The organism is Synechococcus sp. CBW1108 (assembly GCF_015840335.1).
GTDB lineage: Bacteria > Cyanobacteriota > Cyanobacteriia > PCC-6307 > Cyanobiaceae > Cyanobium_A.
In genome coordinates, this window is record NZ_CP060395.1 from 1,359,764 (window position 1) to 1,374,011 (window position 14,248).

The 14,248-nt window shown below is 64.6% G+C and carries 13 protein-coding genes; 8 read left to right on the top strand and 5 right to left on the bottom strand.

Going from position 1 to position 14,248, the window contains the following annotated elements; all coding sequences use genetic code 11:
* Positions 1-14: 14 nt before the first annotated feature.
* Positions 15-962: a tRNA epoxyqueuosine(34) reductase QueG gene (queG, locus tag H8F27_RS07250; protein ID WP_231596576.1), complete on the bottom strand. Its 948-nt coding sequence runs from the start codon at positions 960-962 to the stop codon at positions 15-17.
* 48 nt (positions 963-1,010) lie between these two features.
* Between queG and H8F27_RS07255 the strand changes: the two genes are divergently transcribed.
* The 7 genes from H8F27_RS07255 to H8F27_RS07285 all read left to right on the top strand — a co-directional run bounded on the left by H8F27_RS07255 (position 1,011) and on the right by H8F27_RS07285 (position 8,003).
* On the top strand, positions 1,011-1,682 hold the full coding sequence (locus tag H8F27_RS07255; RefSeq protein ID WP_197152673.1) for an HpsJ family protein: 672 nt from the start codon (positions 1,011-1,013) through the stop codon (positions 1,680-1,682).
* 71 nt (positions 1,683-1,753) lie between these two features.
* On the top strand, positions 1,754-2,479 hold the full coding sequence (locus tag H8F27_RS07260; RefSeq protein ID WP_197152674.1) for a DUF502 domain-containing protein: 726 nt from the start codon (positions 1,754-1,756) through the stop codon (positions 2,477-2,479).
* Positions 2,479-3,117 (top strand): transcription antitermination factor NusB, encoded by a 639-nt coding sequence (gene nusB / locus H8F27_RS07265; RefSeq protein ID WP_197152676.1) that lies wholly within the window; start codon positions 2,479-2,481, stop codon positions 3,115-3,117. Before H8F27_RS07260 ends, nusB begins: the two co-directional genes overlap by 1 nt.
* 7 nt (positions 3,118-3,124) lie before the next feature.
* Positions 3,125-4,603 carry a signal recognition particle-docking protein FtsY gene (gene ftsY, locus H8F27_RS07270; protein ID WP_197152678.1) on the top strand — a complete coding sequence of 493 codons (1,479 nt, stop codon included), beginning with the start codon at positions 3,125-3,127 and terminating at the stop codon, positions 4,601-4,603.
* Positions 4,600-5,958, top strand: a complete 1,359-nt coding sequence (locus tag H8F27_RS07275; RefSeq protein WP_197152680.1) for a PP2C family protein-serine/threonine phosphatase — start codon at positions 4,600-4,602, stop codon at positions 5,956-5,958. Before ftsY ends, H8F27_RS07275 begins: the two co-directional genes overlap by 4 nt.
* Positions 5,959-5,990: 32 nt before the next feature.
* On the top strand, positions 5,991-7,385 hold the full coding sequence (gene argH / locus H8F27_RS07280; RefSeq protein ID WP_197152682.1) for an argininosuccinate lyase: 1,395 nt from the start codon (positions 5,991-5,993) through the stop codon (positions 7,383-7,385).
* Between the two features lie 90 nt (positions 7,386-7,475).
* Positions 7,476-8,003: an RNA-binding protein gene (locus H8F27_RS07285; RefSeq protein ID WP_197152689.1), complete on the top strand. Its 528-nt coding sequence runs from the start codon at positions 7,476-7,478 to the stop codon at positions 8,001-8,003.
* A gap of 28 nt (positions 8,004-8,031) precedes the next feature.
* Here the strand turns inward: H8F27_RS07285 and dusA are convergent, their stop codons facing one another.
* Positions 8,032-9,057 carry a tRNA dihydrouridine(20/20a) synthase DusA gene (dusA, locus tag H8F27_RS07290; RefSeq protein ID WP_197152691.1) on the bottom strand — a complete coding sequence of 342 codons (1,026 nt, stop codon included), beginning with the start codon at positions 9,055-9,057 and terminating at the stop codon, positions 8,032-8,034.
* Positions 9,058-9,092: 35 nt separating this feature from the next.
* On the opposite strand from dusA, the gene H8F27_RS07295 reads away from it, so the two are divergent.
* Positions 9,093-10,358 (top strand): aminoacetone oxidase family FAD-binding enzyme, encoded by a 1,266-nt coding sequence (locus H8F27_RS07295; RefSeq protein WP_197152693.1) that lies wholly within the window; start codon positions 9,093-9,095, stop codon positions 10,356-10,358.
* Between the two features lie 15 nt (positions 10,359-10,373).
* On the opposite strand, the gene H8F27_RS07300 is transcribed toward H8F27_RS07295, so the two are convergent.
* The 3 genes from H8F27_RS07300 to H8F27_RS07310 are packed head-to-tail and all read right to left on the bottom strand — an operon-like array spanning position 10,374 to position 14,245.
* On the bottom strand, positions 10,374-11,633 hold the full coding sequence (locus H8F27_RS07300; protein ID WP_197152695.1) for a type II secretion system F family protein: 1,260 nt from the start codon (positions 11,631-11,633) through the stop codon (positions 10,374-10,376).
* Positions 11,634-11,636: 3 nt separating this feature from the next.
* Positions 11,637-12,716, bottom strand: a complete 1,080-nt coding sequence (locus tag H8F27_RS07305) for a type IV pilus twitching motility protein PilT (RefSeq protein ID WP_197152697.1) — start codon at positions 12,714-12,716, stop codon at positions 11,637-11,639.
* Between the two features lie 29 nt (positions 12,717-12,745).
* Entirely contained in the window at positions 12,746-14,245 is a 1,500-nt protein-coding gene (locus H8F27_RS07310; RefSeq protein ID WP_197152698.1) for a GspE/PulE family protein, read from the bottom strand.
* Positions 14,246-14,248: the final 3 nt, after the last annotated feature.

The following is a 14,248-nucleotide window of genomic DNA, read 5'->3' on the forward strand; positions in this document are numbered from 1 at the left end:
CAGGTTTGGCCACCCTAGACATGGCTGCCCTCATTGGCCCTGAGGTTGCGACGCCACATCCAGGGTTTGATCCGTCGCAGGGCCGATGCCCGCAGTTTTTCATCCCACTCACCGTCACCCCACTGCAGGGCTGATTCGGCCCGCAGATCCAGCAGCCAGGGCCGCGGCTGCAGATCCGGGTCGTCGCTGCTCGCCAGGGGCTGCTGGTTCCAGGGACACACCTCCTGGCAGATATCGCAGCCGGCCACCCAGCCCTCCATTGCCGTGGCGATGGCGGCGGGCAGCTCGCCATCGCGGTTTTCGATTGTGTGGAAGGCGATGCAGCGGCGGCTGTCCACCACGAATGGTTCGCTGATGGCGCCGGTGGGGCAGGCCGGCAGGCAGCGGCTGCAGCTGCCGCAGAGGGGCTGGGCGGGGGCGTCGGCGGGCAGCTCCAGGCTGGTGAGCAGGTGGCCTAGCAGCAGCCAGGAGCCCCGTTTCCGGTGGATCAGGTTGCCGTGCTTGCCGATCCAGCCCAGGCCCGCCTCTTCGGCCCAGGCCTTGTCCAGCAGCGGGGCGCTGTCGACGCAGGCCCGCCAGCGCACGCCGGGCACCTGCTGTTCCAGCCAGCGGCCCAGCCGCCGCAGGCGGCCATCGATCAGCCGGTGGTAATCGCGGCCCCAGCCGTAGCGGGCCACCTTCAGGGAGCCGGGGGCCCGCTCGGCCGCCACGTAGTAATTGAGCCCCACCGCCAGCAGGCTGCGCACCCCCGGCAACAGCTGCTCCACCGCGCGCCGGCGCGGGTCGGCCATCCAGGCCATGTCGGCCTGATATCCCGCCGCCAGCCAGCGCTCCAGGGCCGCCGTTCGCAGGCCCAGGCGCTCCCCGGCGGGCACGGCGGCGAGGCCCACCGGGTCAAACCCCAGCTGGAGTGCCTGCTGTTTCAGCTGGAGTGCCAGCTCCCCGTGGGCGTTGTGCGCCATCGCCCGTACACTTGCGCCGTTATCCCAATCTGCCGCGAGCATCCGCCTGTGAGCACTGCCTCCTTCGGCCGCCTGGGCCATCTGCTGCGTTGGCTTGGCCTCACCCTGGTCGTGTTGTTCGGGCTGCATCTGCTGGCCCTGGTGGCCAGTTGGAACTGGTCGCTTGAACCCTTCCGCTCCCTGCTCGCCGAAAGGTTGGTCAACGAGGCGCCCCTGGCACTGGTGGGTTTGCTGTTGATGCTGCTCGGCAGCCGTCTCGACCATCCCGCCGCCGGCCGCACCCCCCTGCGCTTGCTCGTGGCCGTTCTGGCCATCCTGCTGGCCGTGGCGATGGTGGTGGGGGTGCCCCTTTCGATCGGCGCCAGCCAGGCTCTTGAGGAGCAGGCCAGCCAGGCCGATGGGGCCATCGCCCAGCAGTCTGCCCAGCTGGAGAGGCAGAAGCAGCAGCTGCAGGACCCTGCCTTTGTGGATCAGTTGATCGCCCAGGCGGAGCAAAACGGCCAGATACCCGAAGGCGCCAGTTCGGAACTCAAGAAACAAAAAGCCCAGGAGTTCATCGAGACCCAGCTCAAGCCCCAGCTCGAGCGGGCGGAGCAGCAACTCGCCCAGGCCAGCCTGGGCCGTGATGTGGCCGTTCAGCAGCGCCGCTATGCCGGCACTGGTGCCGCAGTGGTGCTGGCGATCGGCTTCGTGCTGGTGGCTCTGGTGGCCCTGCTCTGATCAGGCGAAAGGTGCGCCTGGCTGGCTAAGTTGCAGAGTGGTAGCTGCAGGCCGGATTTCCGGATTGTCACTTGGTTCAAGCCAATCCCAAGACAGATCAGCCCCTGGGGGACCGGCTTCAGGCTGACCTCAAGAACGACCTGATCGCCGGTTTGCTGGTGGTGATTCCCCTGGCTACCACGATCTGGCTGGCCACCACGGTGAGTCGTTTTGTGCTGGCTTTTCTCACATCTATCCCCAAGCAGTTCAACCCTTTCAATACCCTCAGCCCCCTGCTGCAGGAGCTGATCAACCTGGGGGTTGGGCTGCTGGTGCCCCTGCTCGGCATCCTGCTGATCGGCCTGATGGCCCGCAACATCGTCGGCCGCTGGCTGTTGGAATTCGGCGAGGGCACCCTGCTGCGCATTCCCTTGGCGGGCTCGGTCTACAAGACCCTCAAGCAGTTGCTGGAAACTTTCCTGCAGGGCAACTCAACTAAATTTCGCCGCGTGGTGCTGGTCGAATATCCCAGGGAGGGGCTGTTTGCCCTGGGGTTTGTGACCGGCGTGATTGGCAGTGCCCTCCAGGCCGGCCTGCCCGAGCCCATGCTCAGCGTGTTCATTCCCACGGCCCCCAATCCCACCACTGGCTGGTACACCCTGGTGCCGGAACGCTCCGTCAAGGACCTTGAGATCTCGGTGGAGGATGCCTTCCGCACCATCATTTCCGCCGGCATCGTCAACCCTGACGAGCGGTCCACCCCCAATCGCAGTTTTTCCAGCCTGCTGGCCCAGCTGCGCACCCCCCAACTCTCCTGATGCAGAGCCGCACCCTCTCCCGCGAACTGGCCCTGCTGATGCTGGGTCAGATCAGCGACCGCGGTGGCCCAAAGCCGGTGCTGCCCACCGCCATGGATTGCCTGCTGCAGCAGGTGCTCGCCACCTTGAGTCAGCACGTGCGCGACGCCCTTGACCGATCCGCAGAGGATCTGCAGATAGCCCAGCAGCAGTTACTGGACAGCGAGTTGCAGGAGCAGGGTGAGCAGCAGCTGCCACGGGTGCGTCAGCACCTAAATGCGGGTCTGGCGGCGGCCGAGCAGGCCATCAATCGCCTCTCCGCCAGCCTGGAGTTGCCGCGGCTGCTGCTGCTGGCCGATCAGGATCAGGTGCGCCGTGGAGCCCTCGCCCGGGTTGAGGCCGTACTGCGCGATCGCGAACTGATCGATGGCCGGCTCGATGGGGTGATGGAGGGTTGGCGCCTTACCCGCCTGCCCCGCATCGACCGCGACATCCTGCGTCTGGCAGCCGTGGATCTCGACAGCTTCCAGACCCCCCCGGCGGTGGCCTGCAACGAGGCCGTGGAGCTGGCGAATCGCTACAGCGACGAACAGGGGCGCCGCATGATCAATGGGGTGCTGCGCCGTTTCACCGCCGCCCGAGCGGTGGCGGGAGCCTGAGGGCGCCATGGCATACGACTGGTTCAATCGCACCGGCCCTGGCGAAAGTGAAGCTGGGGCCCCACCGGATCTAGCCGCTGACGCGCCAGATCCCAATGCAGAGGCGCTTGAGTGGGCCCGTCAGGCCTATGCCCGGCTCAAGGCCCAGCAGGAAGCCCAGCAGGTGGCCGAGCAGGTGGCGGAGCAAGGACTCGCGCCGCTTCTCCAGGCAGAGCCCGCGTTTTCGACAGGGTCCCAGATCGGGTCCCCTCCCACCCCCCCGCAGAATTTTGTACAATCTGTACGGAATTCTGCAGGGGACAGTGCCCCGTCCTCCGCTGCCTTGGCCCCCGCTCCCGAGCCGGCTGCAGCGGCTCCTTCCCTGTTGGAGCGGGCTGCGGCCCAGCGGGCTGAACGCCAGCAGGCGATCACCGCCAGTCCGCCCGCAGACACTCAGCCCGCAGACACAGAGACAGATACCGCCGAGCCCAGCCTGGGTGACTTCGACACAGTCTTCACCTGGTCTGCCGAGGTGTTGGCGGCCCAGGGCAAGCGCGCCGATCAGGTGTCACTTGAGGAGATCGACTGGCTCGGCCGCCTGCGCGGTGGCCTGGAGAAAACCCGCCAGGGCTTTGTCACCCAGCTGCTCGACAAGCTTGGCGATGACCCCCTCACCCCGGAGGTGCTGGACGATCTGGAAACCACCCTGCTGCGGGCTGATGTGGGCGTGAAGGCCACCGACCAGGTGCTCGATGCCCTGCGCCAGCGCCTAAACCTGGAGGTGGTCGATCCCAGCGAGGGGCTGCGCTTTCTCAAGGAGCAGCTGCGCGCCATTCTCGACAAACCGATCAAGGCCAGCCCGGCATCCTTGCTGGCTCCCCAGCGGCAGCAGCTCAATGTGTGGCTGCTGGTGGGTGTCAATGGCGTCGGCAAGACCACCACCCTGGGCAAGCTGGCCAATCTGGCCGTGCGCAGTGGCTACAGCTGCCTGATTGCGGCCGCTGACACCTTCCGGGCCGCTGCGGTGCAGCAGGTGCAGGTGTGGGGCGAGCGCAGCAACGTGCCGGTGGTGGCTAACCCCAGCGCCAATGCCGATCCGGCGGCGGTGGTCTACGACGCCATCGGTGCGGCCCAGGCCAAGGGCACGGAGCTGGTGTTGGTCGATACGGCCGGCCGGCTGCAGACCAAGCACAACCTGATGGAGGAGCTGGCCAAGGTGCGCCGCATCATTGACAAGCTGGCTCCCGAGGCGGTTGTGGAGTCATTGTTGGTTCTCGATGCCAGCCAGGGTCAGAACGGGCTGCGTCAGGCGATGGCCTTTGCCAAGGCGGCTGGCCTTACCGGCGTGGTGCTCACCAAGCTCGATGGCAGTGGCCGCGGCGGCGTCGCCCTGGCGGTGGCATCGGAGGCGGGGCTGCCGATCCGTTTTATCGGCGCCGGCGAGGGTATTCGCGATCTGCGCCCCTTCAACAGCTTTGAATTCGTCGAGGCCCTCCTGGCTCGGTGAGCAACAAGCCGCCACCGCGCCCCCCGCAGCAGGCCAGCCCGGTCCTCTCGGCGGCTGCTTCTCTGCGGCAGTTACTCGACAGCCTCAGCCGGGAGCAGCGCCGTAACCAGGAGCTGCTCGTCTCCCTGGCCTTCACCCTGCGCAGCTTCACCAACCTGGGCCGCTTTCTGGAGCTGGTGCCCCTGGTGGCATCCCGGCTGGTGGAGGCAGAGGGGGCCGTGCTGGTGGTGTTTCACGAAGATGGCCGCATCTGGCGCGAGCAACTCCAGGCTTCGCCTGGGGATCGCTGTGCCGAGCTGGTGCGTCAACTGGCTGCCCTCGGGGATGGGGAGCTGAACCTGCTCGACCAGCGGGTAGGCCGCTTGCTGGGAGGTAGCCAGGTGTTTGCCACCTCGGTGATGGCCCGCAGCGTGCAGCGGGGGCGGCTTTATGTCTTCAGTGGGCGCCAGGGCTTTGCCTGGAGTGAGGTGCATCGACGCCACCTGCAGCTGGTGGCCGATCTCAGCGCCGTGGCCCTGGAAAATGATGCCCTGCAGCAGACCATGCGGCGCCATGAGCGCCTCGATCGCCAGCTCAGTACGGGCGCGGAGATCCAGGCCCAGTTGCTGCCCGATCACTGTCCAGTGATCGACGGGGTCGAGCTGGCAGCCCGCTGCCGGCCCGCCTTCCAGGTGGGTGGTGACTACTACGACTTCATCCCCACCTGCCCCCAGTTGCAGGGCCAGCGCCGTGAGCAGGCCCGCTGGGCCCTGGTGATGGGAGATGTGATGGGCAAGGGTGTGCCCGCGGGCCTGTTGATGACCCTGTTGAGGGGCATGTTGCGGGCGGAGGTGTTGAGCGGCCACTCCCCGGAACGGATCCTTCACGATCTCAACCAGCTGGCCCAGGAAGACCTGGCCCATTCGCACCGTTTCGTCACCCTCTTCTACTCCGATTACGACCCCAAAACTCGCCGATTGCGCTTCGCCAATGCGGCCCACAATCCGCCCCTGATCTGGCGGCGGCGGCGCAACCAGGTGGATCGTCTTGATGCCCCCGGCCTGCTGATCGGCCTGCAGAGCGAGGCTGACTACGGCATCGAGCAGGTAGTGCTGGAGTCGGGTGATGTGGTGCTCTATTACACCGATGGCGTCACGGAGGCCACCGGGTTCAGCGGCGAACGCTTCGATGAGGAGCGGTTGATCCGCCAGCTGCAGTCGGCCTGCCATGCCGGCCTGGGAGCCCAGGGGATTCTCGACCAGCTGTTTGCCCGGCTCGATCGCTTTGTGGGGGTGGAACGGCAGCTTGACGACGATGCCTCGATGGTGGTGCTGAAGGTGCGGGAGGAGCTGATGCTGCCCTTGCTGCCAAGCTGAATCCCCGCCCCGCGCCCTTTGCCCAGCCCCGAATGGCCATTGATCCAGCTGAGACCAACTGGAGCCAACGCTTTGAGCAGGGGCTGAATCCGGCCATTGAGCGTTTCAACGCATCGATTGGTTTCGACATCAACTTGCTCCAGCATGACCTTGACGGCTCCGTCGCCCATGCCCGCATGCTGGGTAGCTGTGGGGTGATCAGCGAAGCCGAAGCGCTCCAACTGATCGAGGGCCTGGAGGCAGTGCGTGCCGAGGCGGCCTGCGGCAGTTTCCAGCCCGGGCTGGAGGCCGAAGATGTGCACTTCGCCGTGGAGCGGCGCCTGATCGAACTGCTGGGCAGCCTGGGCAAGAAATTGCACACCGGCCGCTCCCGCAACGACCAGGTGGGCACGGACCTGCGGCTGTGGCTGCGCAGCCAGATCGATGCGATCGATGCGGCGCTGCTGCGTTTCGAGCGGGCCCTGCTGGATCAGGCCGAGCTCCACAGCAGCGTCCTGATCCCCGGCTACACCCATCTGCAGCGGGCCCAGCCGGTCTGCCTTGCCCACCACCTGCTGGCCTACATCGAGATGGCCGAACGGGACCGCTCCCGCCTGGCCGATGTGCGCGGCCGGGTGAACTGCTGCCCCCTGGGGGCGGCTGCCCTGGCGGGCACGCCTGTGCCGATCGATCGACGCCAGACATCTGCCGAGCTGGGCTTTGAGGCCATCTATGCCAACAGCCTCGATGCGGTGAGCGATCGGGATTTTGCGGTGGAGTTCATGGCGGCCGCCAGCTTGGTAATGGTGCACCTCAGCCGGCTCAGCGAGGAGGTGATTCTCTGGGCCTCCCAGGAATTTGGCTTCATCGGCCTCACCGACCGCTGCGCCACCGGCAGCAGCCTGATGCCGCAAAAGAAGAATCCGGATGTGGCCGAGCTGGTGCGTGGCAAGAGCGGCCGGGTGTTTGGCCACCTGATGGGGCTGCTGACCATGATCAAGGGTCTGCCCCTTGCCTACAACAAGGACTTTCAGGAAGACAAGGAAGCCCTGTTTGACGGGGTGCGCACCTGCCTCGATTGCCTTGAGGCCATGGCGATTCTGTTTGAGGAGGGCTTGGAGTTTCGGCCCGAGAGGCTCGAGGCGGCGGTGGCGGCAGATTTTTCCAATGCCACCGACGTGGCCGACTACCTCGTGGCGAAGGGGGTGCCCTTTCGTGAGGCCTATCAGCTGGTGGGCGGCCTGGTGAAGGACTGCCTGGCGGAGGGGATTCTGCTAAGGGATTTGCCGCTGGAGCGCTGGCAGCAGCTTCATGCCGCTTTTGAAATCGACATCCACGCGGCGATCACCCCCCGCCAGGTGGTGGCGGCACGCCGCAGTGAGGGGGGTACGGGGTTTGACCAAGTGCAGCAGCAGCTGCAACGAATTCGGAGTCTTCTTGACTCCTGAGGGCCGTCAGCTTTTGGTGGGCGTCTTAGGGTGCTGGAGTTAGCGGCCTAAGGGCCCACATGCATCGGCCCCGTGGTCGATCTACGGTTCGTGAGTATCTTTGTCGGCAACCTTCCTTTCCGCGCTGAGCAGGACGACGTAGCGGAACTGTTTGCACCCTTCGGTGATGTGGTCAGCTGTTCCTTGCCCCTTGAGCGAGATACCGGGCGCAAGCGCGGCTTCGCCTTCGTGGAGATGGTCGATGACGCTGCCGAAACCAAGGCCATCGACGCCCTGCAAGGGGCTGAGCTGATGGGGCGCCCCCTGCGCATCAACAAGGCTGAGCCCCGTGGGGCCGGCGGCGGCGGGGGTGGCGGCCAGCGTCGCGGCGGTTACGGCAATGGCGGCGGAGGTGGCGGTGGCTATGGAGGGGGTGGCGGCGGCTACGGCAATAGCAGTGGAGGTGGCGGCAGGAGCACTGGGGGCGGCGGCTCGGGTGCCCGCGGCTGGGAAGACCGCAGCTATGGCTCTGGCGCCCCTGCCCCCAGCGACAATTTTGATGCGGGCCGCACCCGTCGCCGTCGCAGCGGTGGCGGCGATACCGGTGGGGGCAGTTACTACGGGGGCGCCGAAGGCTAGGCAGGGGCGCTGGCTGGCCAGACCCCGCCTAATAGCCCCGCTCCTCCAGGGCCAGGGCTGCCGCTTCCAGCACGCTTGGGTCCGCATCTCGGCAGCCGGCGGCTCGGGTGAGGCCCTGGCGCCAGCGCCTGGCTCCTTCTACCCCCTCCACCAGGTGGACCAGGTGGCGGGCGATCGGCCAGAGCCGTTTGCCCCGCTGGCGCCATCGCTCCGCATGGGGAATCAGGCCCCGCACCACACTCGATGCGGTGGCCTCGGGCTGGCTGTCGTCCGCGAACACCTGCCGATCCACCCCCGCCCACTGCAGCGGGTGCCCGTAGGCCGCCCGGCCCACCATGGCCCCATCAACCAGCTGGAGTTGTTCCAGGCAGCTTTCCAGGCTGGTCAGGCCGCCGTTGAGCTCGATAGTGAGGCCGGCCCGATCCCGTTTGAGCTGATGCACCAGCTCGGGGCGCAGGGGCGGAATCGTGCGGTTCTGTTTGGGATCGAGCCCTGCCAGCCAGGCCTTGCGCGCATGGACCGCAAAGCGTCGGGCCCCTGCCGCCGCCAGCGAGTCGACGAAGCCAAGCAGTTCGGCGTAGCTGTCGCGCTCGTCAATGCCGATCCGGTGTTTCACCGTTACCGGCAGGGGGCTGGCGGCGGCCATGGCGGCCACACACCGGGCCACCTGGCCCGGATCGGCCATCAGGCAGGCCCCGAAGCGGCCCTTTTGCACCTTTTCGCTTGGGCAGCCCACATTCAGGTTGATTTCGTCGTAGCCCCAGTCGGCCGCCAACTGGGCGGCCTCCGCCAGCAGTGCCGGATCGTCGCCCCCGACCTGTAGGGCCAGGGGTTTTTCTACTGGATCAAAGCCCAGCAGCCGCTCCAGCCGGCCATCGGGCTGGCTGGAGCCCGGTTCCAGGCGGGCGTGATGGAGGGCTCGGGCCACCACCATCTCCGTGTAGAGCAGGCTGCGCCGGCTGATCTGGCGCATCAACACCCGGAAGTGTCGATCCGTGTAGTCCATCATCGGAGCCACACTGAAGCGATAACTGGCCGGATCGATCTGCCCCATGCCCCCATGCTGCCCGCCCGCGATGCTGATTAACCATGCCGTCTAGCCATGCCGCCGTGGTGGTGGCAGGGGGTGGAGCGGCGGGCTTCATGGCTGCCATCGCCGCCGCCGAAGCGGGGGTGGGCGATATCTGTCTGCTGGAGGCCACCAGCGAGCCCTTGCACAAGGTGTTGATCAGCGGCGGCGGCCGTTGCAACGTCACCCATGCCTGCTGGGATCCCCAGGCGCTGGTGGGCCATTACCCCCGCGGCGGCCAGGCCCTGCGGGGCCCCTTTGGCCGCTTTGGCCCCGGCGATGCGGTGGCCTGGTTTGGCCGGCACGGGCTGGAGCTGGTGGAGGAGGCAGACGGCCGCCTGTTTCCCCGCTCCAACCGCTCCGAGTCTGTGGTGGCCAGCCTGCGCCGGGCGGCCCTGCAGGCCGGCGTGCGGCTCCATACGGGAGTGGGTTTGCAGGGGGCTGCCCTGGCCAGTGGCGGGGGCTTTGCCCTGGAGCTCCGCGGTGGCCAGGGCCAGCAGATGACAGCTGGGCGGTTGGTCCTGGCCACTGGCAGCCACCCCAGCGGCCGCCGTTTGGCGGCGAGCCTGGGCCATGGGCTGGTGCCTCCTGTGCCTTCCCTGTTCACCCTGGCCATGGCCGGCAATCCCCTGCTGGAGTTGGCTGGTGTGGTGATGGATTCGGTGGAGCTGGCCTTGCAGTTGCCCCCGGATCCGGCGGGCGGTGCGGGCGGGAGCCGTTTTCGCCAGCGGGGCGTGGTGCTGATCACCCACTGGGGCATCTCCGGGCCGGCCACCCTGCGCCTGACGGCCTTTGCAGCCCGGGCCCTCAAGGCTGCCGGCTACCGCGGCGAATTACGGCTCGATTGGACCGGCGGCCAGTCCCAGCCCGAGCTGGAGTCCATGTTTGCCGAAGCCAAGCGCGGCCAGGCCAAACGCCAGCTGGCCAACTGGCGGCCTTGGCCGCAGTTGAGTCGCCGCCTCTGGCTGGCCCTGCTCCAGGGCCAGGCGGTCGATCCCCAGCAGCGCTGGGCCGACCTGACCAAGCGTCAGCAGCAGGGGCTGATCACGGCCCTGCGGGATACGCGGGTGGCCGTGACGGGGCGGGGACCCTTCGGCGAAGAATTTGTGACGGCCGGGGGCATCCCCCTCGGTGAGGTCAACCTGGCCACGATGGAAAGCCGCCGTCAGGCGGGCCTCTACCTGGTGGGTGAATTGCTGGACATAGACGGGGTCACCGGTGGATTTAACTTCCAGCACTGCTGGAGCAGTGGCTGGCTTGCGGGTCAGGCCTTGGCCAGGGCCTGAGAAGCTGGCTTGGGCCTATTTGATTTGATCGAATACGGAGAACATTGGCAGATACATTGCCAGCAGAATTGAGCCGACAATGCCGCCAACGACGACGATCAGTGCCGGTTCGAGCATGGAGGTTAGGGCCTTGACTGTGGCGCCAACTTCGTCTTCGTAAAAGTCGGCAACCTTGGAAAGCATGGTATCCATTTCGCCTGTTTCTTCGCCGATTGACATCATGCTGATCGACAGCTCTGGGAATGCCTTCATGTTGCCGAGGGCGACGCTCAGGGGGATGCCTTGCAGGACCCCCTCGCGACTGCTGCTGATCGCATCAGCCATGATTGAATTACCCGTTATTTCTTTGACGATATCAAGGGACATTAGGATTGGCACTCCCGCCCGCGAAAGGGAGCTGAAGGTGCGGCAAAATTGGGCGGTGGCTGATTTTTGAATTAACTCGCCAAAGAGGGGGAGCTTGAGAATGAATGAATCAACCCTGCGCCTTCCTGGCGGCGTCGCATAAAACCTGCCAAAGATATAAATAAAGATTGCCAGGCCGGCTGCCAAATAAAGGGTGAATGGAGATCTCAGCAGGCTGCTCAGGTTCACCATGGCCTGGGTAAACCAGGGCAGCTCAGCGCCAAGGCCATCAAAAATACCGGCAAAGGTGGGAATGATGAAAATGGTCATGCCCAGGAATACGGCGACGGCTATAAAAAGCACCGCCACGGGATAGCCCATGGCACCTTTGATCTGATTTTGAAGTTTGGCATTGTCCTCCAGCAGCTTGGCAAGCCGTTTGAGGGATTCGTCCAGTACCCCGCCTGCTTCCCCAGCTTCCACCATGGCGATGGTGAGCTTGTCAAAAACCTTGGGCCAACGTCTTAGGGCTTCACCGAGGGAGGTGCCCTGGTTCACCTCCAGGCTGATCGATTCGAGTGCACGCTTGAACATTGGCAGCTTCTGCTGGCCTGCCATCAGATCGATGCTGCGCACAATCGGAACGCCAGCATTCACTAAGGCGGCCATCTTGCTCGCAAAAACAGCTTTGTCCTTGATGCCTGGCCTGGTCTCGATCAGTTCGCTGAAGCGTGAGAAGTTCAGCTTCTGATTCAGGAGTGCTTTGGCATTGAATTCACTGACCGATGCCTCCGTTTTCTGTTTGATCTCGGTGGCTCGGATGCCGCGCAGGCGCAGGGAGCGTTTGGCCTGGCTTGGATCCGCCGCCTCGATGTCGATGACAGCCGCTTTCCCCCGGGGGTTGATGTAGGTGGCGGCAAAGGTCGGCATGGATCAGCCCAATTGGCTCACAAGCCGTTTGAGTTCTTCAGGTCTTGATGATTTTAAAAGGGCCGTATCCAGGCTGATCTGGTTACTTAGTACCAGGTTGGCAAGGGCCTTTTCCAGGGTTTGCATGGACAGTTGTCCCCCTGTTTGGATCTGGGAATAAAGCTGGGCCGTTTTTGCTTCCCTGATCAGGTTTGCCGTTGCCGGGGTGTTGACCATGATCTCCTGGGCCAGTACCCGGCCGTTCTCGCCAGGGCCCTGGTGCTTGCGTTTGCAAAGGGTTTGGGCAAAGATCGCCACCAGGCTGGTGCTCAGTTGCACCCGGATCTGGGTTTGTTGGCCAGCTGGAAACACATCAACCATCCGGTCGACGGTTTGGGCGGCCGAGCTGGTGTGCAGGGTTGCGAAGACGAGGTGACCAGTTTCGGCGGCTGTGATGGCCAGCTGGATGGTTTCGAGGTCGCGCAGTTCCCCTACCAAAATCACATCTGGATCCTCGCGAAGGGCTGCCCTCAGTGCATTTGAAAAGCTGCGGGTATCGTCGTTTACCTGGCGTTGGTGGATGATACTTTTAGCTGGCTTATAGGTGAATTCAATCGGGTCTTCAATGGTGAGAATATGCTCTGCTCGTGTTTGATTAATGTGCTCCAGGATTGCGGCCAGGGTGGTGGTTTTACCCGAACCTGTGGGGCCTGTTACCAGGATCAGCCCCTTTGGCGTGTGGCTCATTTCCTCAACGATCGGCGGCAGCCCCAGGCTCTCGAGCGATGGCACCTTATTGGCCAGGGCCCTCAGGCAGGCGGCATAGCTGCCCCGCTGCCGATAGACGTTGACCCTGAAGCGGGCTAGGCCTTTGAGGCCATAGGCACAATCGAGCTCCCAGGTTTGTTCCAGTTGTTTTCGCTGTGAGTTGTTCAGCAACGAAAAGATCAGCCTGTTGCAGGCTTCTTCTTCGAGGATTTCAGGCTGCATGGGCCTGAGTTGGCCATTGAACCTTCCATAGGGCGGCAGGCCGGCGCTGATGTGCAGATCGCTGCCCCCATCTGCAACCAGTTGGCCCATCAGCTCTTCGATCATTACGGCCATGGGTAGGTCAGCGGGTGGTTAGCGAGTACTCAGCGGGTGGTTAGACAGTAGGGGCATTCGAGCCACTCATCGTGCAGGCCAGCGCCGCAACTTGTGCAGGTAAGGGTGCTCAATGATCGCGCCCGTCGCTCTGACTCGAGGCCGGAATCGGTCAACAACATGCGCTCAACTTCGCCCAGGGTTGTGTGGCCATCGCGCACCAGCTGGAGTCCATAGCCCAGCAGGGTTTTCATGCCGTTTTCTATGGCCATTCGCCTCAGCACATCGGTGCTTTCATGTTTGGCCACCGCAGCGGCAAGCCCGTCGCTCATGCGCAGAATCTCGTATACACCGACGCGGCCTTTGTAGCCGGCGCCGTTGCAGCTGCTGCAGCGGTTGTGATCGTTGCGGCTTTGGGTGTTTGCTTTGTAACTTTGGGTGTTTGCTTTGTAAAAGGTGACATGGGTCTCGTTGCTTCCCATTAAGCCAAATCTGGCCAGCTCTTCGGGGCTGGGTTCATAGCTGATTCGACAGGCTGGGCATACCCGGCGCACCAGGCGCTGGGAGACGATTCCGAGCAGGGAAGCACTCACCATGAAGGGTTCGACGCCCATCTCACTGAGGCGTGCGATGGCGCTGGCCGCATCGTTGCAGTGCAGGGTTGTCATTACCAGGTGGCCTGTGAGGGCCGCCTCGATAGCTGTTTTTGCCGTTTCCAGGTCGCGGGTCTCGCCAACGAGCAGCACGTCCGGGTCCTGACGCATGAAGGCGCGCAGCGCCGTACTGAAGTCAAATCCCTTATCACGGTTGACCTGGGTTTGGGTGATGCCAGGCAGGGTGTATTCGATTGGATCTTCAACCGTGGAGATATTTATCCCCGGATCGTTGCGCTCGGCCAGCAGTGCATAGAGGGTCGTGGATTTGCCAGATCCAGTTGGCCCGGTTACCAGCAGCATGCCGTAAGGCTTGGATCCCATCTCCCGCAGGGTCTGGCGGGCCTCCCCATCGGTGATCAGGGTGTCCAGGCCCAATTGGGTGGCCCCGCTGTCCAGCAGGCGCAGGCAGATCTTCTCTCCGTTGCGGCCCGGCAGGGTGCTGACGCGGAAATCCATTTTCCGACCCCTGAACATGCGCCGGATGCGGCCGTCCTGGGGCAGGCGACGCTCGGCTATGTCGAGCTCAGCCATGATCTTGATGCGGGAGGTGACCGCCGGAGTGAGGCTTTTGGGCAGATCTTCAAACTGCTTTTGCAGCACGCCGTCGAGGCGGAAGCGCACTTCCAGGGTGTTTTCCTGGGGTTCAACGTGGATGTCACTCGCCCCGGAGGTGAGGGCCTCGATCAGGATTCGGTCCACCAGGCTGATGATTGGCGATGCCGTGCCGCTGGCCCCCGCGGCGGCGCTGGTCTCCAGATCTTCAATCTCGGCAATCTCCTGAAGCTGGCCAGGGCCCGAGCTGGCTATCCCCAGCTCCTGGGTCAGGGATCGGGTCGCAGCCGGTGGGGAACTGGGGGGCAGCATTTGGCCTGGACGCGACGGTGTGGAGCTCATGGC